Here is a 23,059-nt window from a genome sequence, read left to right on the forward strand (position 1 = left end):
CGGCGGCCGGTCTTGATCTGATCGGGGCGTGAGCGAGCTTTTCTGGGGCGCCGCGGCGCGCGGCATCACCTGGGACGTCGAACCCCGCACCGTCTACGGCGACGGGCGCTGGTTCCCCGACGGCCGGCTCAACACCTGCTTCAACGCCCTCGACAGGCACGTCCTCGACGGCAGGGGCGAGCAGGCGGCGCTCATCTACGACAGCCCCGTCACCGGGGTGAAGCGTACGTACACCTACGCGGCGTTGCGCGACGAGGTCGCCAAGGCCGCGGGGATGCTGCGCGACCTCGGGGTCGGCAAGGGCGACACCGTGGTGATCTACATGCCGATGGTGCCCGAGGCGGTCATCGCGATGCTGGCCTGCGCCCGGCTCGGCGCGGTCCACTCCGTGGTCTTCGGCGGGTTCGCCGCGGCCGAGCTGGCCGTGCGCATCGACCACGCCAGGCCCAAGGTCGTGCTCAGCGCCTCGTGCGGCATCGAGGTCAGCAGGGTCGTGCCGTACCAGCCGCTGCTCGACGCCGCGCTGGCGCAGGCCGGCCACCGGCCCGACGCCGTGGTCGTCCTGCAGCGGCCCGAGCACCGGGCGGAGCTCGGCGAGACCGCCCTCGACTGGGCCTCCTTCGACAGCGCGCCCGCCGACTGCGTCAGCGTGGCCGCGACCGACCCGCTCTACATCCTCTACACCTCGGGCACCACCGGAGCGCCCAAGGGCGTGGTGCGCGACAACGGCGGCCACGCCGTCGCGCTGCACTGGAGCATGAGCCACGTGTACGGCGCGGCGCCCGGCGAGGTCTTCTGGGCCGCCTCCGACGTCGGCTGGGTGGTCGGCCACTCCTACATCGTCTACGGGCCGCTGCTGGCCGGCTGCACGAGCGTGCTCTACGAGGGCAAACCGGTCGGCACCCCCGACCCAGGGGCGTTCTGGCGGGTGGTGGCCGAGTACGACGTGAAGACGCTGTTCACCGCGCCGACCGCGATCCGCGCCATCAAGAAGGAGGACCCCACGGGGTCCTACCTGCGCAAGCACGACCTGCGCCACCTGTTCCTCGCGGGGGAGCGGCTTGACCCCGACACCTATCACTGGGCCGCCGACCTGCTCGGCGTGCCGGTCATCGACCACTGGTGGCAGACGGAGACGGGCTGGCCGATCGCCGCCAACTGCGTGGGCATCGAGACGCTGCCGATCAAACCGGGCTCGCCCACCAAGCCGGTCCCCGGCTACGACGTGCGGATCCTGAATTCCGACGGCGAGGAGTGCCCGCCCGGCGTCGAAGGAGCGGTCGTGATCAAACTGCCGCTGCCGCCCGGGTGCCTGCCCACCCTCTACCGCGACGACGAGCGCTTCCACGCCGCCTACCTGTCGCGCTTCCCCGGCTATTACCTGACCGGCGACGGCGGCTACTTCGACGAGGACGGCTACCTGTTCGTCATGGGCCGCACCGACGACGTCATCAACGTGGCGGGGCACCGGCTGTCCACCGGCGCCATGGAGGAGGTCGTGGCCGCCCATCCCGACGTGGCCGAGTGCGCGGTGATCGGCGTGACCGACGACCTGAAGGGCCAGCTGCCCGTCGGCTTCGTGGTGCTGAAGGCCGGAGCCGAGCGCGCCGCGGGCGAGATCGAGGCCGAGCTGGTCGCGCTCGTCCGCGAGAAGATCGGTCCGGTGGCCGCCTTCAAGAAGGCGGTCGTGGTGGGACGGCTGCCCAAGACCCGCTCGGGCAAGATCTTGCGCGGCACGATGCGTGCCATCGCGGCGGGGGAGGAGTACCGCACGCCTTCCACGATCGAGGACCCGGCCGCACTGGAGGAGATCGCGGGAGCGATCGGGCGGTAATCCCATTGCCCCGCCCTCGGGGCGGCGGCCAGGATCGGGTCATGTACCTGATCGCATTCATCGGCGCCTGTGTCCTGGTGGCCATGGTCCCCGGCGTCAGCACCGCCGTCATCCTGCGCCAGACCGTCAGAGCGGGCCGGGGCTCCGGCCTGGCGGCCATGCTGGGCAACGAGGCGGGCATCCTGCTGTGGGCGCTGGCCGCCGCCTTCGGCCTGTCCGCGCTCGTCCTCGCCTCCGAGCTGGCCTACGACATCATGCGGGTGGCCGGCGCGCTCGTCCTGCTGTACATGGGGATCCAGTCGCTGCGGCGCAAGGACCACACCGAGATCGAGGTCAGGCCGGTCGACGGCGTGCGCAGGTCCTTCCTCGCCGGGTTCGGCACCTGCCTGGCCAACCCGAAGGCCGCGGTGTTCGCGATGTCGTTCCTGCCGCAGTTCGTGCCGCCGGGGCAGAGCGTGCCGCTGACGCTGGTCACGCTGGCCGTGGTGTGGGTGCTGGTGGACACCGTCTGGTACGCCGGGGTCATCTGGGCCGTGGCCAAGGCCAAGGCGGTGCTGGGGCGGCCCGCCGTACGGCGCAGGCTGGAGCAGATCTCGGGCGTGGTGCTCATCGCCCTGGGCGTGCGGCTGGTGGTGGAGTCCAGATAGCGTGGGCTCATGACGAACGACCTGGCCACGCTGGTGCGGCAGACGGAGGACGACGACCCCCTGGCGGCGCTGCGGGCGACGGCCGCGCTGCGGCGCGAGATCGAGCGCATGGAGGCGGTCCAGGTCCGCCGCGCGCGGGTCGCGGGCCTGGCCTGGTCGATGATCGCCGACGCCATCGGCGTCACCAAGCAGGCCGTGCACAAGAAGTACGGCGGGCGCGGGCTGCTCAGCCGAGGAATCTAGCGAACCAGCCCAGCGCGATCTGCCAGGAGTAGCCGAGCCTGATCCGCCCGGCCACGGGCGGCGGCAGCGTGTCGAGACCGCGGTGCTCGAGGCAGACCTCGGTACCGCCCTCGACGGCGGTGAAGCAGACCTCCACCTCCATCGCGCCCGTGCGGTGGATCAGGTCGGCCCACACCAGTCGCCTGCCCGGCTCCCAGATCAACACCCTGCCGGTGTCGACGTGCCCGCCGCCGGCCCAGCGCTCGCGCAGGAAGCCGTCCTCGAACCCGATGCCCACGGCGCGGGCCGGATCGACCCAGCTGTGCGGGCCGCGCACGTACCAGCTGTCGATCTCGTCGGTGAAGACGCGGAAGGCGGTCGCCGGATCGACCGCGACGGTGACCTGCGTCCTGACCGAGTCGCGGGGCCGCTCCGCCTGCTTGTCGTCGTTCACCGTGGCGGCTCCGCGTTCGTGTCGCCGCTCACCGTGCTCGCTCCAGGTGCCTTTCGGGGGCGCTCCGCGTGTTCCTTGAAGGAGCCGAGTTGCTCGTTCCAGAAGGCCTGCACCTGGTCGAGCCACGCCTGCAGCGCGACGAACGGTTCCTGCCGGAGGGCGTAGAGGCGCAGCCGGGCGTCGGCCTCGCCTGCCTCGGCGGCCACCAGCCCTCCGGCCCGCAGCACCCGCAGATGCCTGCTCAGCGCGGGCGGACTCATCCGCACCGCCTGCGCCAGCTCCCCCGCGGGCAGCGGGCCCTCCCTCAGCAGTTCGATGACCTTGCGCCTGGTGGGATCGGCCAGCGCGGCCAGCGTCTTGTCCACATCGTTCACAATACTGTTAACAATTAACCCATTCGGTTATGATGTCAACATGGCTGTGAACCTGGGTTACTACACGCTCTCGGTACGCGATCTCGACAGGGCGGCGGCCTTCTACACCGCGCTGTTCGGCTGGGAGCTCCTCAGGGAGCACGACACCTACCTCCACGCGGGCAACACCGCCGTTCCCACGGGCCTGACCGTGGGCGAGCCGTCGGTGCTGCCGAACCTCTACTACCAGGTCGACGACCTCGACGCCGCCGTCGAACTGGTGGGCAAGCTCGGTGGGCGCGCGGGCGAGATTCAGGAAAGCAAGACGGGCAGGTTCGCGGTCGTCCACGACGACCAGGAGACATGCTTCAGTCTCTGGCAGTCGGCGGCCTAGCGAGAGGTGGTCGGCCCGGGCGCGCCGCACCTTCACACGGGTGCGACGTGCCCGGCACGCTCACCTGAGGTTCTCACCTCAGATGAGGGCTACGCCGGTCAGATGAGTTCTCGGCCCCCCGGTTGGCCGGCCGGAGCCGCCGGGTGGGCGCTGGGGGTTGGTGCCGGATCGCAACTTCGATGGTGATCTACTTTGTAAAGGCGGCGGGCTCGCGTGGTCGTAGCGAGACGGCCGACAGCGACATGAACAGGCACAACGCGACGGGGATGCCGAGCGCGAGCGGCAGCCCGACGAGTTCGGCGGCGCCGCCGATGATCACCGGTCCGAGCATGAGGCCCGCGTATCCCAGCGTCGCCACCTGCGCGATCGCCTCGCCGGCCCGCGCCCGGTCGTGGTTGCCCGCCGCGGAGAACACCTGCGGCACCAGCGTGGCAAGGCCGAGGCCGAACAGCCCGAACCCGGCCATCGCCGCGATCGGCTCGGCCGCCAGGAGCGCCCCGCCGAGCCCGATCGCGGCCAGCAGCCCCGACCAGCGCACCAGCCTGACCGGGCCGAACCGCAGCGCCAGCCGATCTCCGGCGAACCTGCCCACCGTCATCGCGGTGGAGAAGACGGCGAAGCCGATCGCCGCGATCCCGGTACCCGTGCCCAGGTCCTCATGCAGGTAGACCGCGCTCCAGTCGCCCGCCGCGCCCTCGCCGAGCAGTCCCGCGAAGGCCATCGCGCCCATGAACAGCACCTTGCCGTGCCAGCTGACCCGCTTCCGCCGTCCGCCCTCATGGTGGACGGGCACCGACGGCAGCAGCGCCCGCCCGGCGAGGACGGCGAGCAGCGCCAGCGGGACGGTCACGGCGGCGAAGGTGAGGCCGGGGGAGACCTCCAGCCCGGCGAACAGCGCTCCCACGCCCGCGCCGAGCAGGCCGCCCGCGCTGAACATGCCGTGGAAGGAGGACATGAGCGGCCTGCCGTACGCGCGCTCCACCTCGACCGCGTGGGTGTTCATGGAGACGTCGAGGGAGGCGTTGAGCAGTCCCCACAGGAACAGGGTGGCGATCAGGACGCCCAGGTTCGGGGCGAACCCCGGCGGGATCATCGCGAGGGCGCAGGTCGCGCCCGCGGGGACGACGACTCGGGCGCTGCCCAGGCGGTCGGTGATCCGTCCCGCGAACTGCATGCCGGTGACCAGGCCCACGGCCACGGCGAGCAGTCCGAGGCTCAGTTGCCCGTCGCTGAGGTGCAGCGACTGCTTGACCGTGGGGATGCGGGCCGCCCACACGCCTGACACGATGCCGAGGAGGGCGAAGAAGTACGAGACGGACATCCTGGCCCGGCGCGGGATCACCCAGAGATTGTGTCAGATGAGCACTTTGTCGAGGAATGTAGACAGCTCGCCTGCTCCTCCATCGCGTCCCACCCCTCGGGGGCCACGCATGGAGTGAGCTCTCGCTCTTCGGCGCTTCCGGGGGTCCCGGCAGCAATGTGACCCGCTTCGTAAGGCGGCTCATCCCTGAGTCGGTCTGGGAGCGGCGGAGGGTGGTTTCGTCGTGGTCGCGGAGCATGCGCAGAACGGTCGCCGGGGAGGGGTGCCGATCTTTGGTCTTGCCGCGGGCACAGACCCGATCCGCACGTGCCTGGCCCTGCGTCGACCGCTGTGGGGGCAGCTCCTCTGCTGTGTTCGTGGTCGCGCCGGTTTGCGTTCGAGCGCGCTCGAAGCCATAGCGTCGCCGCCATGACGACACAGACCTGGATCATCACCGGCGCGTCCCGCGGTTTCGGGCGCGCACTGGCGGAGTCGGCGCTCGCGGCGGGCGACCACGTGGTGGCGGCGGTGCGCCGGCCCGAGAGCGTGGCCGACCTGGAGGCCGAGTACCCGGACACCTGCCTGATCGCGACGTTCGACGCCCGAGACATCTCTGCGGCCTCGGGCCTCGTGCGGGACACCCTCGACCGCTTCGGTCAGCTCGACGTCCTCGTCAACAACGCGGGCCGGGCCGTGGTCGGAGCGGTCGAGGAGGTCAGCGACGCGCAGCTGCGTGAGCTGATGGATCTGCACCTGTTCGGCCCCGCCGCGCTCGTCCGCGCGGCGCTGCCCGCGATGCGCGCGCGGGGCACCGGGACGATCGTGCAGATGAGCAGCCAGGGTGGGCGGATGTCGTTCCCCGGCGTGTCTGCGTACTCCGCGTCGAAGTTCGCCCTCGAAGGCTGGTCCGAGGCCCTGGCGGGGGAGGTCGCGCCGTTCGGGATCCGCGTGATGATCGTCGAGCCGAGCCGGTTCCGGACCGACTTCAACGCGGCCGACGTGCTCGAGTTCACCGAGACGTCCGAGACCTACCGTGACCTGCTCGCCGACGTCCGCGCGGACATGGCCGGGACCGACGGCCGCCAGGAAGGCGACCCGGTGCGGGCGGCCGAGATCATCGTGTCCCTCGCGCACAGTGACGAGGTGCCGCTGCGGCTGCCGCTCGGGCGCGAGGCGGTCGAGCGCATCTCGGGTGCGTACCGGCGTGGCCTGGACGAGGTCGAGCGGTGGGCCGAGACCGCCCGCAGCGCCGACTTCGAGGGTGTTCCGGCGTCGGTCCGGCCGATCTAGGCTGGCTGTCATGGCCACCGACGATCTGATGACCAGGGCGCTCGAAACGCTCGGGGACGACGGCCCGCTGTCGGTTGAGGCGATCCACCGCCTCACCGACCTGGCCGGCGTGCCCGAGTCGATGGTGATCGCCGAGGTCGCCGACCTCCTCGACATCTCGCCCCACACGCTGCGCTACTACGAGCGGGCGGGGCTGGTCGAGGTGGCCCGCGACAGCAACGGTCATCGCGTCTACGACGCCGAAGCGGTGCGGCGCCTGGTGTTCCTCACCCGGATGCGGCTGTCCGGTATGCCGATGCGCGACCTGCGGCACTACATCTCGCTCGTCGACGCCGGGGAGCACACGGTGCCCGAGCGGCTCGCCATGCTGCTCGAACATCGCGACACCATCCGCCGCCGGATCCGTGAGCTGACCCTTTCCCTCACGGCGACCGAGTACAAGATCGCCACGTACGGAGGCTCGACCGGGCCGGACGTTCAGGACCTCGAAACCGACCGCACGGCGCTGCCGGACGAGCCGCTGCGACGGGCGCTACCAGCAGGATGAGGAACGCCGACGCTCGCCGGACTGCCGTCGGTGATCCGACCCGCGTTCTTCCACACCACCGAGATCCGCGCGGTCGGCGACCGTCTCGGCCTACCGCGTGTCTGTCACCGGCGGGGAAGCGTCTCGTCCAATGCGGCGGTCCTTCGCCTGCAGTGGCTCCCCGACCTGGCAAGGCAGGTTCGTCGACTGGGCGTTGATCGGCGACGCGTCGGGGCCCCGGAAAATGTCGGTGGCGTTGAGCATGATGGTCCACATGAGTTCGTGGCAGGAGTTCGAAGGGCAGGCGCCCGAGCTGGCGGCGATCGTGCGGGCGCTGCTCGACGCCAACAAGCACAAGACGATGGCCACCGTGCGAAAGGACGGCTCGCCGCGCATCAGCGCGACGGAGGTCGACTTCAGGGACGGCGAGCTGTGGCTGGGGTCGATGCCGGGCGCGATGAAGGCGCTCGACCTGCGGCGTGATCCTCGGATGGCGCTGCACGCGGCGCCGACGCCCACCGATGACGAGGATCCTTCGCGCTGGCAGGGCGACGCGAAGCTCGCGGGACGGGCGATCGAGATCACCGACCCTGAGGTGTTGGCGAGGTTCGAGATGCCGGGGGAGGGGCCGCACCTGTTCAGGGTCGACCTCACCGAGGTGGTGTGGACCCGCGTCGAGGGCGACGAGCTGGTGATCGACATGTGGCATGAAGGGAAGGGCGTGCGCCAGGTCAGACGCAAGTGACCGACGGCAGGCGGCCCACCCCGTGGCCGCTGCCTCGTTGACCACCGTGGTCGACAACCCTGTCGCGCCATCCGCGTTCGTGGTGGCGTTCGGTCCCGGCCGGGTGGTGGAAATCGGAGGCGGCGTCGACGCTCGCCGTACACAGGGGCGGCGTGGACACGCCGTAGGGGGGTGACCCACATAAGCCCAAAACCCACATTGGGATGATCTTGAAGAGTCTTCCGGCCGGTTGATGGCATGGTGACTGGGTGCGGCCCCGGGCTCGATGGCTACGGCCAGGGGCGGGGTTAGAGCTGCCGGGTACTGGCCGCAGATTCGTCGTGTTCGCGGAGGAGCCGCAGGACGGTTGCGGGCGACGGATGCTGGCCCTTCTTCTTGCCCTTTGTGATGACAAGCCGCAGGGCGATGTCGCGCAGGCTGAGCTTCTGCTCGCGCAGGAGCAGTGCCATGGACAGCATGGCCCGGGACGGTCCTGGCGAGGCGAAGCGAGATGGGTATGGCTCTTCTCGAGTGAGATCGCGAGTCAGCGTGGAGGTCCGGCGCACGATCAAGAAGCACGGTGCGCCGGTACCGAACCGACCGGGCGCCGCGAGCGCAAGAAGGCCCAGGCCTGCCAGTCCCCGGCCGACGCGCATCTCTGAGATCACGTCAGGTGGCCTCGGGCGGGTGAAGTGTGCGGCGAACGGACTGATCGGCTCAAATGCCCCAACAGCACCGCCCGCTACGTCTGCCACCCTGGGCTTATACACGCAGCTTTGCCAGGCGGTCGGCGGCCTCGTGTGGTGTCATGTCGGCGCCTCGCTGGTAGGCGGTGTCGTAGTCGGTACGCCCGAGCAGTTCCGCGAGCACCTCCGCGAGGCAGCGCAGTTCGGTGTCGCCGTGGTCGAAGGTGCCGCGGATCGCCTGGCTCAGGCCGAGCGCGGTGGTCGCGCCGGCCGGATCGCCCTCCAGGAACAGCAGCCTTGCCAGGAGGTGAGCGGCCGAGGGGGCGTCCATGTTCTGCTGTGCTACTTGGACGGCGCGGGGCAGCAGTTCGCGTGCGCGTACGGTGTCCCCGGCGGCGAGCAGGTTGGCCACCCGAGCAGGGAGCACCCGATCGGCGGTGATCCCGGCCGACAGGGGCAGCTCGCGGGCGAGCGTCTCCATGCGATCGAGCTCTTGATCGGCGCGTTCGACCTCTCCGGCGCGGCGGTACAGCTCGGCCGAGGCGCCAAGGACCTCGATCTCCAGCACCGGCTGGCCACGCCGCCAGGCCTCTCGTTCGGCGGTTGCGATGTCGTGCCTGGCGCCGGTCAGGTCGCCGGCGCGCATGCGTTCAGTGGCGAGCCCGAGGCGGGTCGAGACCTCATCTTGCGAGCCGAGGTCGCTGGCGATGGCGATGCTGTGCTCGTAGGCGGTGATCGCCTGGTCGTGGTCGCCGGCGATGGCGTGGATCTGCGCCAGGCCGTACAGCGCCTTGGCCGTCCACCACCGATCGCCCGCCTCCTCGAACGCGCGCAGCGCCGCTGCCATCGCGGTCGCGGAGCTCTCCCGGTCACCCCGTTCGCGAAACCGCATGGCTTCGATCATGAAGGTGCAGGCGATCGCCCAGCGGTCCGAGCCGCCGCGTACCCGCGCGATCTCCTGATCGAGCAGCTCATCCAGCCCGAGTACGGCCGCCATCACCAGCACTATCGTCAGCAGCATCGGATAGCGGCGCAGCGCGCCGGTGCGCGCGCAGTCGTCGATGAGCGCGCGCAGCCGCTCGGGGTCGCTGATCGGCCCGCCCTCGACGCCCACCAGGTGAATCGCGGTGAACGCGGCCCGGGCGGCCGCGGGCAGCGCGTCGCCGAACTCGGCGACCTTGGCGACGTAGGCCTCGGCCCGAGCGTCGTAGCGGAGCATGACCCAGTACCAGTACAGCGGCCCGAGAATCCGGGCCGCGGTCTCGGCGTCGCCGCCGTCGATGGCCGTGTGCAGGGCGTACATCAGGTTGTCGTACTCGGCCTGGAACAGCCGCAGCGACTCCGCCTGCTTGTCCGAGCGCAGCAGCGGCTCGTGTTCTTCGGCAAGGGCGGCGAAGTGCCGCGTGAGCCTGTGCAGGACGGCTTCGCGTTCCCCCGTGAGCCGGAGTTTGTCCGCCGCATGGGCTCGGATGGTTTCCAGCATCCGGTACCCGTCGCCGGCCCGCTCCACGATGGACTTGTCGACCAGAGAGCCCAGGAGGTAGACGACTTCGTCCGGGGAAAGCGCCCCCTCCGAATCCACGCAGACCGCCTCGATCACGGCGACACCCGTCCGCGCCGGAAATATCGACATCCGAGCGGCCAGTGTGCGCTCTTGTGAGGTGAGGAGGTCCCAGCTCCATTCGATGACCGCATGGAGGGTCTGCTGGCGGGGCTGGGCGGTCCGGTTGCCGGTGCTGAGCAGCCGGAAGCGGTCATCCAGCCGCCGGGCGATCTGGTCGGCGCTCATGGTCCGCAGGCGCGCTGCGGCCAGCTCCAGGGCCAGCGGCAGTCCGTCCAGCCGGCGCACGATGTCCACGACCGGTCGTGCGGTGGGCGCGTCCAGTGCGAAGCCGGGCCGTACGGCCGCCGCCCGGTCGAGGAACAGCCGCACCGCGGCCGATGCTGAGGCACGAACGGGATCCGCGTGCGCCGGGGGGAGGTCGAGCGGGCCCAGGCGGCACAGCGTCTCACCCATGACCTCGAGCGGCTCCCGGCTCGTGGCCAGGATGATCAGGTCCGGCCGGCGCTCCAGCAGATGCCCGGCGAACTCCGCGACGAGTGCGGAGATCTGTTCGCAGTTGTCCAGCACCAGCACGCCTTCTCCACCAGCGAGCAGGTTGACCACCCGCTCCAGCGGCGTGCCAGACGGCTGGGCATCGGCGACGCCGAGCGTGCCCAGCACCGCCTCCGGCAGCACGTCGGCCGTGTTCACCCCAGCCAGAGAAACGAGCCAGACCCGGCCGCGCCGATGGGCCCGATGCCGGCTCACCGCCTCCACGGCCAGCCGGGTCTTGCCCACTCCTCCGGGTCCCACGACGGTGACCAGCCGGGAGGTCTCCAGCAATCCGGTCAGCAACTTCAGCTCGTCCTCCCGGCCGACGAAGCTGGTCAGCTGGGCCGGCAGACGTCCTCGTACCGCCTCCGGTCGAGCTTGTTCCGCCTGGGGGATCTCCCGCTCACCCCGTAGCACGGCGAGGTGCGTCTTGCGGAGGTCCTCGGAGGGGTCGACGCCCAGTTCCTCGGCGAGCGTTTCGCGGACCTTCTCGAACACGGCCAGCGCATCGGACTGGCGGCCCGCCGCATGCAAGGCCCGCATCCGCAGCCCGGCCAGCCGTTCCCGCAACGGATGGGCCGCGGCCGCCGCCTCCACATCGGCCAGGATCTCGCCATGGCGCCCCAGCCGCAGCTCCGCCTCGAAACGGTCTTCTGCGGCCCCGACGCGCAGTTCGTCCAGGCGCGCGCCAGCCGTACCGGCAAAAGGGATGTCGCGCACATCGGCCAGCGCCTCTCCCCGCCACAGCGCCAGCGCGTCCTCCAGCAGCGAGGCCGCCCGCTGCACGTCACCTGCGGCCAGTTCGCGCCCGCCTCGCCTTGCCAGCTCCTCGAACCGGACCGCGTTGACCTGCTCGGCGCGTACGTGCAGGCGATATCCGCCGGCCACCCTCTCCACCACCCCGGCCTCGCCCAGGGCCTTGCGCAGCCGATGTACCAGCGCATGCAACGCGTTGACGGTGTCGCCGGACACGCGTTCGCCCCACAGGGCGTCGAGCAGCGCATCGACGGACACCACTTCGCCCGCGGCCAGTGCCAGCCTGGCCAGCAGCGCGCGAACCCTGGTGCCGCCCAGCTCGATCGGCGCGCCATCGTCGGCATACGCCAGAACCGGCCCCAACACCTCAATGCGCATGCTTGCCAGGTTACCGATCAAGCACTGCCTTACAGCCGGCCGGTGTGGCTGGAAGCGGGATATAAGCCGACTGTCAGAGCTGCCGGACATCGTTGAGGACATCGGAAGAACCACCCGGAAGGCAGTGCGATGGCAATGAATGAGAACGTGCAGCAGGTACTCGACTGGGCAGTGGCCGAGATCGGCATTCCCGGCATCGTCGCCGAGGTCAAGGACGGTGACCGGACCTGGTTCGGCACCGCCGGCGTGGCCGACATTCGGACGGGCTCCCCGCGCGTGCCGGGCGAGTACTTCCACGCCGGCAGCAGCGGCAAGGCCTTCACCGCCGCGACCCTCCTGGCCCTGGAGGCCGAGGGCCGGTTGAGCCTCGACGACACGGTCAACGCTCATCTGCCCGACGTGCTGGACGTCAACGGCTACGACGGCGACAAGATCACACTCAGGCACCTGCTCAGCAACACCAGCGGCCTGTTCGCCACCGGCCTGGCCCCGGAGGTCAGCTACCGCTACGCCACCCGCTCCGGGTTCGACCAGCATCGCTTCGACACCTTCAGCACCGAGGAACTGCTGCGGGTGGCGGTGTCCCAGCCGCCGGTCGGTGCGCCCGGCGAACGCTTCGAGTACGCCAACGGCGGCTTCTACATCGCCGGCGCGATCATCGAGAAGGTCACCGGCAACAGTTACGCCGACGAGGTCGACCGCCGGGTCGTCCAGCCGCTCGGCCTGACCCACACCTGGGTGCGCTCCGCCACCGACACCGGTTACCCCACTCCGCACCCGCGAGGCTACTCCCACCAGTTCCTCAAGGACGGCGCCGATCCGGCCGCGGTCACCCCGGAGAACTGGCAGTCACTGATGGAGGAGCCCGGCCTGCCGCCTCTGGACGTCACCGTGCTCAACTCCTCCCTGGGCTACGCGGCCGGCAACGTCGTCACTACCACGGCGGACATGATCCGCTTCTTCGGCGCGATGACCACCGGAAGCCTGCTGCCGCCCGCCCAGCACCGGCAGATGTGGACCACCGTCTCCACCGAGGGCGGCTACTGGATGCCGCACGCTCGCTACGGCCTGGGCCTGTTCGAGTTCGACAAGCAGGCGACCGGCGGCCGGACGCTGCGCGGCCTCGGCGGCAGCTTCTGGGGCTCCTATTTCTTCGCGGTCGGCACCCCCAACGGCCCGCACACCATCGCTGTCCACACCAACACCGAGTGGAAGTCCTGGGACCCCATGTTCAAGATCATCGAAGCGGAGTTCGGCGTCTCCATTGGTGCGTAAGCACCCACTGAAAGAAGAACCTCAATGAATGCCTTTGACACACCGCAGCCGATCAACGCCGTCGTCTCGTGCACTGAGGCCGACATCCGCATCAACGCGACCCAGCGCACCGACACCACCGTCGATGTACGGCCGGCCAATCCGGCCGACGCCACCGACGTCGCAGCCGTCGAACGCACCCGCGTCAACTACGCCGACGGCCGCCTGACGGTCAAGGACCGCTCGAGCATCCGATCCCTGCCCGGCCGCATCGCGGTGACGATCGAGTTGCCCAGCGGCTCGGCGCTCGACATCAGCGTCCGCGACGGGCTCCTGAACGGCCAGGGCCGCCTGGGCGAGGTACAGGCCCACCTGTCCCAGGGCGACATCCACCTCGACCACACCGGCGAGCTGCGCCTGAGCACCGACGACGGCGACATCACCGTCGCCACCTCCGGCGGCCCGGCCGCGCTCACCACCACCCACGGCCAGATCAAGGTCGGCGAGAGTATCGGCACCATAGTGATCGGCAACGGCACCGGGAACGTCACGGTGAACCGGGCAGAAGACGGCCTGCGCGTGACCGTCGAGCAAGGCGCCGTCAAGGTCGGCGCGATGGCGCGCGGGCGCGCCGATCTGAACGTCGGCGCCGGGACGATCAACGTCGGGATCCCGGATGGCACCGCCGTACTGCTGGACGCCAAGACCACGCTCGGCAGAGTCCGCGACAACCTGGGCGACGACCAAGAGGTGTCCGACGGCAACACCGTCGAGCTCCACGCCCACGTCGCCCAGGGCGACATCCTGCTCCACCGTGTCACCGGCTAACTCACGTATTCCCCTGCGCGAACACTCCACTTGAAGGAAAGGCGATCTACCCATGACCAAGACCCTCCGCACTGCCGCCTGCCTGCTCGCCGCCGCAGTAGCCGTGACCGCAAACGCGTCGGCGGCGGTGGCCGACGACCACGCCGAAGTCCAGCAGGTACTCGACCAAGCCGTGGCTGACGGCATGCCGGGCGCCATGGCTGACGTCCGTGACGGCCGCGGGTCATGGTTCGGTACGGCAGGCGTGGCCGACACCGACACCGGCCGCAAGCGCCGACAGCAGGAATACTTCCGGGCCGGCAGCACCACCAAGACGTTCGTCGCGGTCGTGGTGTTGAAGCTGGCGGCCGAGGGCCGGCTCAGCCTGGACGACACCGTGGACAAGTGGCTGCCCGGCGTGGTGAAGGGCAACGGCCACGACGGCAGCAAGATCACCATCAGGCAACTGCTCAACCAGACCAGCGGCATCTTCCCCTACACCTCGGATGAGGGCCTGGCGACCAAACAGTGGAGCACCGCCTTCCTCAAGGGCCGTTTCGACAGCTATCGTCCCGAGCAGCTGGTGAAGGTGGCCATGGCCAACCCGCCCTCCTTCGCGCCGGGCAAGGGCTGGGGCTACTCCAACACCAACTACACGCTCGCCGGGATGATCATCGAGAAGGTCACCGGCAGGTCCTACGCCGAAGAGATCACCCGGCACATCATCCGCCCGCTCGGCCTGAGGAAAACGTACCTGCCGGGCGAAGAGCCGAAGCTGCGCAAGCCGCACGCACGGCACTACGTCAAGTTCCTGGTCGGCGAGGACACCACAACCCCCTACGACCTCACCGACATGAACGCCTCCTGGGCCGGGGCGGCCGGCAGCATCGTCTCCACCATGAGCGACCTGCACACCTTCTACCGGGCAGTGCTCAGCGGCCGTTTGCTGCCGCCCGCACAGCAAAAGGAGATGTTCACCACCGTCTCCACCAAGGGCGTGCAGTGGATCGACAACACCGCCTACGGGCTCGGCGTCTTCTCCCAGAAGCTGTCCTGCGGAGTGACGGTCTGGGGCAACGGCGGCCGGATCCACGGCTCCTGGACCTACGCGATGGGCACCCGAGACGGCAAGCACATGCTCGTCACCAACATCAACGGCGACTGGGGCAATCCGATCAGCATTCTCACCAAGGAAATGGAAGCGGAGATGTGCCCGCCGAGTTCACGATAACCGCTCGATATCCCCTGCTCATCCGGTCTCGCGAGCGCGAGACCGGATGAGCTCGCGAACCGCATGCAGCTCGGCGCACATCTTCCCGGCCATGCCGAACCTGGAGAGCACCGGCGGCACGCAGGTGGGCATGTCCGCAGGGGCGAAGGACAATCGCGCCATCGAGGCAAGAGCCGAGGCGCTCACCTTCACCACCGCGCCCTGATGGAAGACGTCGAGGCCGCCGGCCCGGTCCACGTCCATCTGCACACACGATCCACCAACCCGCATGCCGACGACTTCGCCCGGCTGTGCGACGTGGACACGCACGGCCCGTTCCGTCAACGTGTACGACGGCATCGCTCGGCTGCACGAACCGGGCGGCATCAGGGCTGTGGAGGTCACCCTGTGGCCGATGGCTCGCCGGTTCCGACGCGGCCACCGCATCCGGCTGCGGGTCTCCAGTGGCGCCCATCCGCGTTTCGGCCGTAACCCGGGAACCGGCGAGCCGCTCGCGACGACCGGGACGGACCTGCTCGCCTCGGAGCACGAGATCTTCCACGACTCCGACCATCGCTCAGCCGTCTGGTTGCCCCTCACGAAGGAAACTCCATGAAGCTTCTCGTTCTCGGTGGTACGCACCACGTCGGCCGTGCCGTCGTCGAAGCCGCACTGCAACGCGGCGACGAGGTGAGCACCCTCAACCGAGGCATCAGCCGCCCACCGGCCCCCGATGTCCGGGCGCTCATCGCCGACCGCACCGACACGGCATCGGTGAAGACCGCACTCGGCGACGGCGAATGGGACGCCGTTATCGATACCTGGATCTGGGCGCCGCGCGTCGTGCGCGACAGCGCCCGCCTGCTCGCCGACCGTGCCGGGCATTACGGCTATGTCTCCACGCGTGGCGTGCACCGCTGGCCATGGCCACCGGCCGCTGACGAGAGTGCCCCGCTCGTGGAAGCCGACCCCGGCAGCGAGGACGGCTCCGACTACGGGGCGGCCAAGCGCGGCGGCGAGCTCGCCGTACTGGAATCCTTCGGCGAACGCGCCCTGCTGGCCAGGGCCGGGATGATCCTCGGCCCGTACGAGGACGTGGGCCGCATCCCCTGGTGGCTGCGCCGGCTGGAGAAGGGCGGACGTGTGCTCGCCCCAGGCCCGGCCGAGGCGCGGTTGCAATACATCGACGTGCGCGACCTGGCCGACTGGCTGCTGCGCTCGGCCGATCGCGGCCTCGGCGGCGCCTACACCGCCACGGGACGACCCCGCGCCATCACCACCGAGGACCTGCTGACCACCGCACTGGAGGTGACCGGCTTCGCCACCGAACTCGTCTGGGCACCCGCCGACCTGATGCGCCGCGAAGGCCTCACGCTCGGCCTGGAGCTCGGCCTGTACCTCCCGGACGGCACGGTGCCGAGCGGGATGCACGACGCCAACACCGGCGCCGTCTTCAGCGCAGGGCTCACCATCCGCCCGCTGCGCAACACCCTCGCCGACACCTGGGCCTGGCTCCAGACCGAAGGCGACCCCGCCCCACACCCAGACGCCCCCTCCACCGACACCTGGATCGACGCCGCCACCGAACAGCGCGTCCTTGCTCAACTCTGACCAGCAAGGACCACCATCTTCATGCGTGCCATCATGGGAGCGGGCATCGTCGGCCTCGCCGCCGCCATGCGCCTGTCCCAGATCGGCTGGGTTCGCCGCGAAGACCGAGTGCGCGGGTGATAGGCCGCCGCTCGGTCAACTCCCTCCTGGACCCCGCCCGCCGCGCTCCGGCCGCCCGAGCGGGCCGCCGGCACGGCCTGGAGGTCGCGTCCCAGGTCGCCGCCGTGTGGAACGACTGACCGTACGTGGCTGGGTCAGCGGGTGGCGCTGAGCTGGTCGAGCAGCAGCGTCAGGCGGGCCTCGCGGCCTGAGGCGGGGAGTCGGCCGCCGCGGGACAGGACGATCAGCCCGTGCAGGGCGCTCCAGGCGACCTCCGTCAGGATCGCCGGGTCGCGGCCGTCGGCGAACTGCGCGACCCCGGACAAAAGCGCCTGGAAGCCGTCCCGGAGCGGCTCCGGGGTGTCGTCCTGGCCGAACGGCAGGTCCACGGCCATCGTGAACATGGCGTCGTACAGCGCGGGGTTCTCCTCGGCGAACGCTATGTAGGCCCTGGCCAGCCCCTCCAGCGCGGCCCGCGGCTTGCCCGCCCGGGTCGCGGCGCGCAGGCGCACGGCCAGTTCCGTGAAGCCCTCCAGCGCCACCGCCGCGACGATGGCGTCCTTGCCGGCGAAGTGGCTGTACAGGACCGGCTGGCTGTACTCGATCTCGTCGGCCAGGCGGCGGGTGGTCACGGCGTCCCAGCCCTCGGACTCGGCCAGCTTGCGGGCGGTCTTGACGATCAGGTCGTGGCGCTGGGCGCGTTCGCGTTCTCTGCGCTGCTGTGTGGACACCCTCCAGATGCTAGCACCGCTAGACATATGAGCGCCGCTAGTCTAGCGTCGCTAACACTTCTAGCAACGATCGAAGGAGACGGCATGGTCACCATCGCCATCTGGCTCGCCGGACTGATCGCCATCGGGATCATCCTCATCGGCATCCGCTTCCTGCTGCAGCCGGTCGCGTCGGCGGCGGGCTACGGGGTTCCCGTGTCCATGAACGCGTACCTGACCGTCAAGGGCGTACGGGACATCACGGCCGGGCTCGTCGTGCTCCCGGCCCTCGTGACGGGAAACCAGCACATGCTCGGTTGGCTGATTCTCGCCAGTGTGTTCGCCCCGCTGGGCGACATGGTCGTCGTGCTCAGGAACGGGGGTCCGCGGGCGGTGGCGTTCGGCGTCCACGGCCTCACCGCCGCGGTGATGGTGGTGGTCGCGGCCATTCTCATCCTGGTGTGAGGCGTGTTTTTCTAGAGGGACGTTCTTAGTGGTCGCGCCTGGCGCGGCGACGTGCGAACCGGCCCACGGTGCGCAGGCGTGCCGCCTCCTCTGATGGGCGCGTGGGCGGCGGGCGAGGTCTGAAGGCGCCGAGGGTCTGCTTTCTATCTGGTCTTCTGCACGTGGGTCGTGTCGGAGTCGAGGAGGGCACTGGACGGCCGAGGACGAAGCCCGAGTACAGCGCAACGCCGCCGAAGCGGTCTTCGAATCTACTTTGTAAAGGGCGTGGGTTCGGTGCACGCGCCGCGCGTCAGTGCACCGAGAAACCGCCGTCGACGAAGAGCATCTGGCCGGTGACGAAGGCGGAGGCGTCGCCGGCCAGGAAGACCGCCGCGCCGCGGAAGTCGGCCGGCACCCCGTTGCGCCGGACCATGTGGCGGGCGGCAAGCTCCTCCACGCGTCCGGGGATGGACTGCGCGGGCTCGGTCAGCGGGGTGAGCACGAAGCCCGGAATGATCGTGTTGACCAGCACGCCGTGGCGGGACCAGGCCTCGGCCTGTGAGCGGGTGAGCCCGGCGATGGCGGCCTTGGCGGCGCCGTACACGCCGCTGTCGCCGAAGGCGCTGACGGTCTGCTGGGAGCCGATGTTGATGACCCTGCCCCAGCCCCTGGCCGCCATGAGGGGGCAGTAGTGCTGGCCGAGCAGGTAGGGGGCGGTCAGGTTGACGGCGATCGTCTGCTCGTAGTCGTCGTCGGTGAGCTCGGCCATGGGCTTGCGGATGTTGTTGGCCGCGTCGTTGACGAGGATGTCGATGTCGCCCGCCTCGGCGATGACCCGCTCGACGCCGGCGCGCTCGCCGAGGTCGGCGCTGATCCACGAGGCCCGTACGCCGTGGGAGTGCAGGCGGTCGGCGGCTCGCCTGAGTTCCTTCTCCCTGCGGGCGGCGATGACCACGTCGGCTCCGGCCCGGCCGAGGGCCTCGGCGATGGCGTAGCCGATGCCGGAGCTGCCGCCGGTGACCAGGGCTTTGCGGCCGCTGAGGGAGAAGAGTTCGCGGAGGTAGTCAGACACGTGCGGCAAGGTATCAGCCGCGTGGGCGGGTGGTCAGGGGTGGGGCGTGCCGTCGTGGCCGGAGAAGAAGGCGGTCAGGACGGGGGCGAGCGCTTCGGGCTTGACCAGGTGGGTCTGGCCGGGGAGTGCGAGGGGGCCGCTGGGTCCTTGGGCGCGCCAGCACATGGCGCCGTCGACGAGGACGAGCGCGGGGCCCTGGCCCCTGCGGTCGTAGGCGATGGTGGTGCCGTCGGCGGAGGTGACCTTGTTCATGGGGAACTCCTGGTCCCGCGCGCGGGCGTGCCTGCCCGCGCGCGGGGTTCGAGGCGGGTCAGGAGGAGAGGCCGGCGAGCCAGGTGGTCCAGGCGCGGTCGGCCTCGTCGGGGTCGGCGCCCGGGGTGAACAGGTGGTGCTGGGCGACGGTGCCGCCGCCGAACCCGTCGACGAAGCGGTACATCGCGTCGCCGGTGCGGATGCCGATGGTCTGGGAGTTGGTGAAGTAGACGACGCCTTCGGTGGGCTCCTGTCCCGGCGGGGTGAGGGTGAGGGTGTCGCCGGTCTGCGGCTGTCCGAGCGTGGCGCGCAGGCTCGCGAAGTCGCCCGGTCCGAAGGCGGTGACGGGCACCGCCGTACGGCCGGCGAAGTGCGTGAGGTATTCGGCGAGGGTGGCGTAGAACAGGGCCAGTCCGGCGTTCATGGCCTCGAACTCGGTCTCCCAGTCGTCGCCCGGCAGGAAGCCGCTGGTGACGACGCGGACGACGGTGCTGCTCGAGGCGCGGCCCTCGATGAGGAACTCGTAGGCGACGAAGCGGCCGTCGGCGGCGGTCTCGCTGGTGGCGGCGAGGTGTTTGCCCGGCTCCCAGGCGGTGACGGTGTTCTCGGGGGTGTAGTCGGCGAAGACGGTGCGGATGAATCCGTCCTCGACCTGGTTGCGGCCCATGAACCAGGAGTCGATGCCGGGTCCGGTGGCGATGGCGTCCCAGACCTGTTCGGGGGTCGCCTCGACGGAGAGCTCGTGGTGGAGCTCGAACTCGTGCGGCATGTCATGTCTCCTGGGTGTCGTGGTTGACGCTGGGGTGGACGGCGAGGATGACGCGGTGGGTGCGGCCGCCTTCGGCGTGCTCGTCGTGGTACTTGCTGACGAGGGTGGTGACGGCGGTGGCCAGTTCCTCGGCGAAGGCGGCGCGGTCGGCGGCGGTGGCGAAGCGGACCTGGCCGTCGAGGGCGAAGGTGGCGACGCGTTTGCGGGCTTTGGCCGCGCCGGTGATGAGGGTGCCGACGTCGCTGACGAGTCTGGCGGCGATGGCCAGGAGCCAGCGGGCCGACAGGCGGTCGGGTGCGCGGCCGGGGTCGGGTTCGACGCCTGCCATGGCGCGGGGCGAGATGACGTAGGAGGAGGCGGTGGCGCGCATGACGCGCTCGGTGACGTTGCCTTTCCTGCGTTCCTCGACGAGTTCGACCAGGCCGTGCCGTTCGAGGGTCTTGAGGTGGTAGTTGATTTTCTGCCGGGGGAGGCCGACCTTGGCGGCCAGCATGGTGGCCGAGCCGGGCTGGGAGAGCTCGGCCAGGAGCCGCGCTCTGATCGGGTCCAGCGACGCCTCGGCGGCTGCCGGGTCCTCGATCACCGTCACGTCGAACATGGCTTCACTCTCTCACCGACAATTTTTATTGTCAAGGCGAGGGTGCGACGATGAAGGCATGGTCGAGACCGAGGCAGCCGGTCATGGACCGGACGTGGAGGAGTGGCTGGACAGCCTGGACGGGCGGGCCCGTGGTCAGGTGGAGGAGCTCTCCGCGATGGTCGGGCGGGCCGACCACCGGCTGGAGCAGTCGATCAAGTGGGGGCGGCTGACGTTCACCGTCGAGGGGAACTGGCACCACTGGTTGTGCGGCATCGCGGTGACGAAGAAGGGCGTGAAGCTGGTCTTCCACAAGGGGGCGCTGCTGGCGGACCAGGGGCGGATCCTGGCCGGCTCGGGGCGCTACCTGCGGGAGATGCCGGCCGAGACCGCCGTACGGCAGGCCGGGGCGGTCGCCGAGCTCGTGCGCGAGGCGATCGCCCACCAGACCGACCTGCCGGAGTGACCGAGGCTACGGGCTGAGGGTGTCGGCCCGGGTCTGGAGGAAGGCGCGCTCGGCGGCGTTCGCGCTCAGGTCGATCGCCGTCGCGTAGGCCTGGGCCGCCTCGGCGTCGCGGCCCAGGCGGCGCAGCAGGTCGGCGCGGATGGCGTGGAAGAGGTGGAAGCCGCCGAGATCGAGGTCGTCGACGAGGTCCAGCGCGACGGCCGGGCCGTCCGTCTCGGCCACGGCGACCGCCCTGTTGAGCGCCACGATCGGGGTGGGGCTGAACAGCAGCAGCTGGTCGTAGAGCGCGACGATCTGACGCCAGTCGGTGACGGGGCCGTCGCTGTGCACGGCGTTGATCGCGGCCTGGATCTGGTACGGCCCGGCCTGGTCGCGGCGCAGGCACCGCCGTACGATCTCCTGGCCTTCGGCGATCAGGTCGTGATCCCACAGCGCCCTGTCCTGCTCGGCCAGCGGCACCAGCGCGCCGTCGGGAGTGGTGCGGGCGGCCCTGCGCGACTGAAGCAGGAGCATCAGCGCGAGCAGGCCCCACACCTCCGGCTCGTCGGGCATGAGCTCGGCCAGCAGGCGGCCCAGGCGGATGGCCTCGGCGCACAGGTCCTCGCGCACCAGCCGGTCGCCGGCGCTCGCGGTGTAACCCTCGTTGAAGACGAGGTAGAGGACCGACAGCACCGCGCGCAGCCGGTCGGGCAGGTCGGCCTCGCGCGGGATGCGGTAGGGGATGCGCGCGTCGCGGATCTTGCCTTTGGCGCGGACCAGGCGCTGGGCCATCGTCGGCTCGGGGACCAGGAAGGCTCTGGCGATCTCGGCGGTGCTCAGGCCGCCCAGCAGCCGCAGGGTCAGCGCGACCTGGGCGGCGGTGGACAGCGAGGGGTGGCAGCAGGTGAAGATCAGGCGCAGCCGGTCGTCGCGCACGGGTCCCTCCACCTGCGCCGGTTCGTCGGTGGCCGCGATGAGGGCGGCCTGGGCGTGGCGGTCGTCGCGCGAGGACTCGCGGCGCAGCCGGTCGATGGCCCTGTTGCGGGCAGTGGTGATGATCCAGCCCGCGGGGCTCGGCGGCGCTCCCGCGGCGGGCCAGCGCCGCATGGCCTCGGTGAAGGCGTCCTGGACGGCGTCCTCGGCCAGGTCGATGTCGCCGAAGGCGCGGACCAGGACGGCGACGGCGCGGCCGTACTCCTCGCGGAAGATGCCCTCGATGTCTGGCATGTCAGTCGTGCAGTGGCCGCACTTCGATGGGCAGGGTGGTGGCCAGCGTGGCCTTGCGGGCCCAGTCGAGGGCGGCGTCGAGGTCGTCGGCCTGGATGACGACGAACCCGCCGATGTGCTCCTTGCCCTCGGCGAACGGGCCGTCGGTCATCAGCACCCCGCCGTCGTCGGGCCGCAGGACGGTCGCGGTGCCCACCGGGTGCAGGCGTCCGGTGAAGACCCACGCGCCCGCCGCCTTCGCCTCGCTCTCCCAGGCCTCGACGTCGCGCATGATCGGGCCGAGCACCTCGGGAGGGGGCGGGTCGCCGTCCGGCTGGTAGATGCTGAGCAGGTACTTCTTCATCGGGTCCGCCGGTAGGTGGCGACGATCACGCCGGTGGTCGTGGGTGTGCTGTCGACGAGCTCGAAGGCGGCGCGCGGGGCCTGGTCGGCGAACATCCTGCGGCCCGAGCCGAGGACGAGCGGGTGGACGATGAGCACGTACTCGTCGACGAGGTCGCGGACGGCCAGCCAGCGCACCAGCTCGCCGCTGCCGAGGACGGTGAGCGGCTGGGTGAGGCGCTCCTTGAGCGCGGGGACGTCGTCGCCGGTGACGGTGCTGGAGTTCCTCCACGGCAGGGGCTCGGCCAGCGTCGTGGTGGCGACGTACTTGTGGGCGTTGTCGAGCGCCTCGGTGTAGGGGTTGTCGGGCTGGTGCGGCCAGAAGGTGGCGAAGTCCTCGTAGGTGCGCCTGCCGAGCAGCAGGGGGCCGCCTTCGGCCATGCCCGCCCCCATGAGCTTGCCGAGCACGGGGTCGTTGTACGGTCGCGCCCAGCCGCCGTGCTCGAAGCCGCCCCTGGTGTCCTCGTCGGGTCGCCCGGGGGCCTGCATCACGCCGTCGAGGCTGATGTTGTTGATCACTGTCAGCTTGCTCATGAGTGGTG

At 70.3% G+C, this 23,059-nt stretch carries 27 protein-coding genes; 14 read left to right on the forward strand and 13 right to left on the reverse strand.

Going from position 1 to position 23,059, the window contains the following annotated elements; genetic code table 11:
* The first annotated feature begins 28 nt into the window (after positions 1 to 28).
* The 3 genes from H4W81_RS12005 to H4W81_RS12015 are packed head-to-tail and all read left to right on the forward strand — an operon-like array spanning position 29 to position 2,724.
* Positions 29 to 1,834, forward strand: coding sequence for a propionyl-CoA synthetase (locus tag H4W81_RS12005; protein ID WP_192774883.1), 1,806 nt, complete (start codon positions 29 to 31; stop codon positions 1,832 to 1,834).
* Positions 1,835 to 1,875: 41 nt separating this feature from the next.
* Positions 1,876 to 2,481 carry a LysE family translocator gene (locus H4W81_RS12010; protein ID WP_192774884.1) on the forward strand — a complete coding sequence of 202 codons (606 nt, stop codon included), beginning with the start codon at positions 1,876 to 1,878 and terminating at the stop codon, positions 2,479 to 2,481.
* A 9-nt stretch (positions 2,482 to 2,490) separates the two neighbouring features.
* A complete protein-coding gene (locus H4W81_RS12015) occupies positions 2,491 to 2,724 on the forward strand; it encodes a hypothetical protein (protein WP_192774885.1) in 234 nt (77 codons plus the stop codon).
* Here the strand turns inward: H4W81_RS12015 and H4W81_RS12020 are convergent.
* Together H4W81_RS12020 and H4W81_RS12025 are read right to left on the reverse strand one after the other, a co-directional pair.
* The gene (locus tag H4W81_RS12020; protein ID WP_192774886.1) at positions 2,708 to 3,157 is read right to left on the reverse strand and encodes an SRPBCC domain-containing protein; all 450 of its coding nucleotides are present in this window, start codon (positions 3,155 to 3,157) and stop codon (positions 2,708 to 2,710) included. The two genes, H4W81_RS12015 and H4W81_RS12020, sit on opposite strands and share 17 nt — an antisense overlap.
* Positions 3,154 to 3,522 carry an ArsR/SmtB family transcription factor gene (locus H4W81_RS12025; protein WP_318781688.1) on the reverse strand — a complete coding sequence of 123 codons (369 nt, stop codon included), beginning with the start codon at positions 3,520 to 3,522 and terminating at the stop codon, positions 3,154 to 3,156. The genes H4W81_RS12020 and H4W81_RS12025 overlap by 4 nt, the downstream gene beginning before the upstream one ends.
* Before the next feature lie 49 nt (positions 3,523 to 3,571).
* On the opposite strand from H4W81_RS12025, the gene H4W81_RS12030 reads away from it, so the two are divergent.
* The gene (locus H4W81_RS12030; RefSeq protein WP_192774887.1) at positions 3,572 to 3,904 is read left to right on the forward strand and encodes a VOC family protein; all 333 of its coding nucleotides are present in this window, start codon (positions 3,572 to 3,574) and stop codon (positions 3,902 to 3,904) included.
* Between the two features lie 187 nt (positions 3,905 to 4,091).
* On the opposite strand, the gene H4W81_RS12035 is transcribed toward H4W81_RS12030, so the two are convergent.
* On the reverse strand, positions 4,092 to 5,246 hold the full coding sequence (locus H4W81_RS12035) for an MFS transporter (protein WP_318781690.1): 1,155 nt from the start codon (positions 5,244 to 5,246) through the stop codon (positions 4,092 to 4,094).
* Between the two features lie 387 nt (positions 5,247 to 5,633).
* On the opposite strand from H4W81_RS12035, the gene H4W81_RS12040 reads away from it, so the two are divergent.
* The 3 genes from H4W81_RS12040 to H4W81_RS12050 all read left to right on the forward strand — a co-directional run bounded on the left by H4W81_RS12040 (position 5,634) and on the right by H4W81_RS12050 (position 7,765).
* The gene (locus H4W81_RS12040) at positions 5,634 to 6,494 is read left to right on the forward strand and encodes an SDR family NAD(P)-dependent oxidoreductase (RefSeq protein WP_192774888.1); all 861 of its coding nucleotides are present in this window, start codon (positions 5,634 to 5,636) and stop codon (positions 6,492 to 6,494) included.
* A gap of 10 nt (positions 6,495 to 6,504) precedes the next feature.
* Positions 6,505 to 7,041, forward strand: coding sequence for a MerR family transcriptional regulator (locus H4W81_RS12045; RefSeq protein WP_192774889.1), 537 nt, complete (start codon positions 6,505 to 6,507; stop codon positions 7,039 to 7,041).
* 253 nt (positions 7,042 to 7,294) lie between these two features.
* Positions 7,295 to 7,765, forward strand: a complete 471-nt coding sequence (locus H4W81_RS12050) for a pyridoxamine 5'-phosphate oxidase family protein (protein WP_192774890.1) — start codon at positions 7,295 to 7,297, stop codon at positions 7,763 to 7,765.
* 287 nt (positions 7,766 to 8,052) lie between these two features.
* Here the strand turns inward: H4W81_RS12050 and H4W81_RS12055 are convergent, their stop codons facing one another.
* Together H4W81_RS12055 and H4W81_RS12060 are read right to left on the reverse strand one after the other, a co-directional pair.
* Positions 8,053 to 8,223 carry a hypothetical protein gene (locus H4W81_RS12055; protein ID WP_225958571.1) on the reverse strand — a complete coding sequence of 57 codons (171 nt, stop codon included), beginning with the start codon at positions 8,221 to 8,223 and terminating at the stop codon, positions 8,053 to 8,055.
* A 283-nt stretch (positions 8,224 to 8,506) separates the two neighbouring features.
* Positions 8,507 to 11,761: an ATP-binding protein gene (locus H4W81_RS12060; protein ID WP_225958572.1), complete on the reverse strand. Its 3,255-nt coding sequence runs from the start codon at positions 11,759 to 11,761 to the stop codon at positions 8,507 to 8,509.
* Positions 11,762 to 11,788: 27 nt separating this feature from the next.
* Between H4W81_RS12060 and H4W81_RS12065 the strand changes: the two genes are divergently transcribed.
* From H4W81_RS12065 to H4W81_RS12085, 5 genes are all read left to right on the forward strand, one after another.
* Complete coding sequence (locus H4W81_RS12065; RefSeq protein WP_192774891.1) at positions 11,789 to 12,934, forward strand: serine hydrolase domain-containing protein; 1,146 nt, start codon at positions 11,789 to 11,791, stop codon at positions 12,932 to 12,934.
* Between the two features lie 24 nt (positions 12,935 to 12,958).
* Positions 12,959 to 13,741, forward strand: coding sequence for a DUF4097 family beta strand repeat-containing protein (locus H4W81_RS12070; protein ID WP_192774892.1), 783 nt, complete (start codon positions 12,959 to 12,961; stop codon positions 13,739 to 13,741).
* A 52-nt stretch (positions 13,742 to 13,793) separates the two neighbouring features.
* Positions 13,794 to 14,951 (forward strand): serine hydrolase domain-containing protein, encoded by a 1,158-nt coding sequence (locus H4W81_RS12075; protein ID WP_192774893.1) that lies wholly within the window; start codon positions 13,794 to 13,796, stop codon positions 14,949 to 14,951.
* A gap of 268 nt (positions 14,952 to 15,219) precedes the next feature.
* Positions 15,220 to 15,546 carry a CocE/NonD family hydrolase C-terminal non-catalytic domain-containing protein gene (locus tag H4W81_RS12080; protein WP_192774894.1) on the forward strand — a complete coding sequence of 109 codons (327 nt, stop codon included), beginning with the start codon at positions 15,220 to 15,222 and terminating at the stop codon, positions 15,544 to 15,546.
* On the forward strand, positions 15,543 to 16,541 hold the full coding sequence (locus H4W81_RS12085; protein WP_192774895.1) for an NAD-dependent epimerase/dehydratase family protein: 999 nt from the start codon (positions 15,543 to 15,545) through the stop codon (positions 16,539 to 16,541). The genes H4W81_RS12080 and H4W81_RS12085 overlap by 4 nt, the downstream gene beginning before the upstream one ends.
* A gap of 254 nt (positions 16,542 to 16,795) precedes the next feature.
* On the opposite strand, the gene H4W81_RS12090 is transcribed toward H4W81_RS12085, so the two are convergent.
* The gene (locus H4W81_RS12090) at positions 16,796 to 17,371 is read right to left on the reverse strand and encodes a TetR/AcrR family transcriptional regulator (RefSeq protein WP_192774896.1); all 576 of its coding nucleotides are present in this window, start codon (positions 17,369 to 17,371) and stop codon (positions 16,796 to 16,798) included.
* Between the two features lie 84 nt (positions 17,372 to 17,455).
* Between H4W81_RS12090 and H4W81_RS12095 the strand changes: the two genes are divergently transcribed.
* Complete coding sequence (locus H4W81_RS12095; protein WP_192774897.1) at positions 17,456 to 17,815, forward strand: DUF4267 domain-containing protein; 360 nt, start codon at positions 17,456 to 17,458, stop codon at positions 17,813 to 17,815.
* Positions 17,816 to 18,104: 289 nt separating this feature from the next.
* Here H4W81_RS12095 and H4W81_RS12100 read toward each other — a convergent pair whose 3' ends face one another.
* Genes H4W81_RS12100 through H4W81_RS12115 form a run of 4 tightly spaced genes read right to left on the reverse strand, consistent with a single transcriptional unit; the run spans position 18,105 to position 20,485 of the window.
* Complete coding sequence (locus H4W81_RS12100) at positions 18,105 to 18,875, reverse strand: SDR family NAD(P)-dependent oxidoreductase (RefSeq protein WP_192774898.1); 771 nt, start codon at positions 18,873 to 18,875, stop codon at positions 18,105 to 18,107.
* A gap of 24 nt (positions 18,876 to 18,899) precedes the next feature.
* Complete coding sequence (locus H4W81_RS12105; protein ID WP_192774899.1) at positions 18,900 to 19,118, reverse strand: hypothetical protein; 219 nt, start codon at positions 19,116 to 19,118, stop codon at positions 18,900 to 18,902.
* A 58-nt stretch (positions 19,119 to 19,176) separates the two neighbouring features.
* Positions 19,177 to 19,887 (reverse strand): SRPBCC family protein, encoded by a 711-nt coding sequence (locus H4W81_RS12110; RefSeq protein WP_192774900.1) that lies wholly within the window; start codon positions 19,885 to 19,887, stop codon positions 19,177 to 19,179.
* Position 19,888: 1 nt separating this feature from the next.
* Entirely contained in the window at positions 19,889 to 20,485 is a 597-nt protein-coding gene (locus tag H4W81_RS12115; RefSeq protein WP_192774901.1) for an ArsR/SmtB family transcription factor, read from the reverse strand.
* 58 nt (positions 20,486 to 20,543) lie between these two features.
* Between H4W81_RS12115 and H4W81_RS12120 the strand changes: the two genes are divergently transcribed.
* The gene (locus H4W81_RS12120; protein WP_192774902.1) at positions 20,544 to 20,930 is read left to right on the forward strand and encodes a DUF1801 domain-containing protein; all 387 of its coding nucleotides are present in this window, start codon (positions 20,544 to 20,546) and stop codon (positions 20,928 to 20,930) included.
* 6 nt (positions 20,931 to 20,936) lie between these two features.
* Here the strand turns inward: H4W81_RS12120 and H4W81_RS12125 are convergent, their stop codons facing one another.
* Genes H4W81_RS12125 through H4W81_RS12135 form a run of 3 tightly spaced genes read right to left on the reverse strand, consistent with a single transcriptional unit; the run spans position 20,937 to position 23,051 of the window.
* Positions 20,937 to 22,136 (reverse strand): RNA polymerase sigma factor, encoded by a 1,200-nt coding sequence (locus H4W81_RS12125; RefSeq protein WP_192774903.1) that lies wholly within the window; start codon positions 22,134 to 22,136, stop codon positions 20,937 to 20,939.
* 1 nt (position 22,137) lies between these two features.
* Positions 22,138 to 22,479, reverse strand: a complete 342-nt coding sequence (locus tag H4W81_RS12130) for a YciI family protein (RefSeq protein ID WP_192774904.1) — start codon at positions 22,477 to 22,479, stop codon at positions 22,138 to 22,140.
* Positions 22,476 to 23,051 (reverse strand): dihydrofolate reductase family protein, encoded by a 576-nt coding sequence (locus H4W81_RS12135; protein WP_192774905.1) that lies wholly within the window; start codon positions 23,049 to 23,051, stop codon positions 22,476 to 22,478. Before H4W81_RS12135 ends, H4W81_RS12130 begins: the two co-directional genes overlap by 4 nt.
* Between the last annotated feature and the right edge of the window lie 8 nt (positions 23,052 to 23,059).

This window comes from Nonomuraea africana (genome assembly GCF_014873535.1).
In the GTDB taxonomy this organism is placed as follows: Bacteria; Actinomycetota; Actinomycetes; order Streptosporangiales; family Streptosporangiaceae; genus Nonomuraea; species Nonomuraea africana.

What these genes read in the sequence shown, in the direction of transcription:
- H4W81_RS12060 (WP_225958572.1), bottom strand. Translation starts at nt 11,761, where the DNA reads ATGTCCTCAACGATGTCCGGCAGCTCTGACAGTCGGCTTATATCCCGC.
- H4W81_RS12055 (WP_225958571.1), bottom strand. Translation starts at nt 8,223, where the DNA reads ATGCTGTCCATGGCACTGCTCCTGCGCGAGCAGAAGCTCAGCCTGCGC.
- H4W81_RS12080 (WP_192774894.1), top strand. Translation starts at nt 15,220, where the DNA reads ATGCCGACGACTTCGCCCGGCTGTGCGACGTGGACACGCACGGCCCGT.
- H4W81_RS12010 (WP_192774884.1), top strand. Translation starts at nt 1,876, where the DNA reads ATGTACCTGATCGCATTCATCGGCGCCTGTGTCCTGGTGGCCATGGTC.
- H4W81_RS12040 (WP_192774888.1), top strand. Translation starts at nt 5,634, where the DNA reads ATGACGACACAGACCTGGATCATCACCGGCGCGTCCCGCGGTTTCGGG.
- H4W81_RS12120 (WP_192774902.1), top strand. Translation starts at nt 20,544, where the DNA reads ATGGTCGAGACCGAGGCAGCCGGTCATGGACCGGACGTGGAGGAGTGG.
- H4W81_RS12015 (WP_192774885.1), top strand. Translation starts at nt 2,491, where the DNA reads ATGACGAACGACCTGGCCACGCTGGTGCGGCAGACGGAGGACGACGAC.
- H4W81_RS12095 (WP_192774897.1), top strand. Translation starts at nt 17,456, where the DNA reads ATGGTCACCATCGCCATCTGGCTCGCCGGACTGATCGCCATCGGGATC.
- H4W81_RS12105 (WP_192774899.1), bottom strand. Translation starts at nt 19,118, where the DNA reads ATGAACAAGGTCACCTCCGCCGACGGCACCACCATCGCCTACGACCGC.
- H4W81_RS12135 (WP_192774905.1), bottom strand. Translation starts at nt 23,051, where the DNA reads ATGAGCAAGCTGACAGTGATCAACAACATCAGCCTCGACGGCGTGATG.
- H4W81_RS12115 (WP_192774901.1), bottom strand. Translation starts at nt 20,485, where the DNA reads ATGTTCGACGTGACGGTGATCGAGGACCCGGCAGCCGCCGAGGCGTCG.
- H4W81_RS12075 (WP_192774893.1), top strand. Translation starts at nt 13,794, where the DNA reads ATGACCAAGACCCTCCGCACTGCCGCCTGCCTGCTCGCCGCCGCAGTA.
- H4W81_RS12070 (WP_192774892.1), top strand. Translation starts at nt 12,959, where the DNA reads ATGAATGCCTTTGACACACCGCAGCCGATCAACGCCGTCGTCTCGTGC.
- H4W81_RS12045 (WP_192774889.1), top strand. Translation starts at nt 6,505, where the DNA reads ATGGCCACCGACGATCTGATGACCAGGGCGCTCGAAACGCTCGGGGAC.
- H4W81_RS12030 (WP_192774887.1), top strand. Translation starts at nt 3,572, where the DNA reads ATGGCTGTGAACCTGGGTTACTACACGCTCTCGGTACGCGATCTCGAC.
- H4W81_RS12130 (WP_192774904.1), bottom strand. Translation starts at nt 22,479, where the DNA reads ATGAAGAAGTACCTGCTCAGCATCTACCAGCCGGACGGCGACCCGCCC.
- H4W81_RS12050 (WP_192774890.1), top strand. Translation starts at nt 7,295, where the DNA reads ATGAGTTCGTGGCAGGAGTTCGAAGGGCAGGCGCCCGAGCTGGCGGCG.
- H4W81_RS12125 (WP_192774903.1), bottom strand. Translation starts at nt 22,136, where the DNA reads ATGCCAGACATCGAGGGCATCTTCCGCGAGGAGTACGGCCGCGCCGTC.
- H4W81_RS12085 (WP_192774895.1), top strand. Translation starts at nt 15,543, where the DNA reads ATGAAGCTTCTCGTTCTCGGTGGTACGCACCACGTCGGCCGTGCCGTC.
- H4W81_RS12065 (WP_192774891.1), top strand. Translation starts at nt 11,789, where the DNA reads ATGGCAATGAATGAGAACGTGCAGCAGGTACTCGACTGGGCAGTGGCC.
- H4W81_RS12110 (WP_192774900.1), bottom strand. Translation starts at nt 19,887, where the DNA reads ATGCCGCACGAGTTCGAGCTCCACCACGAGCTCTCCGTCGAGGCGACC.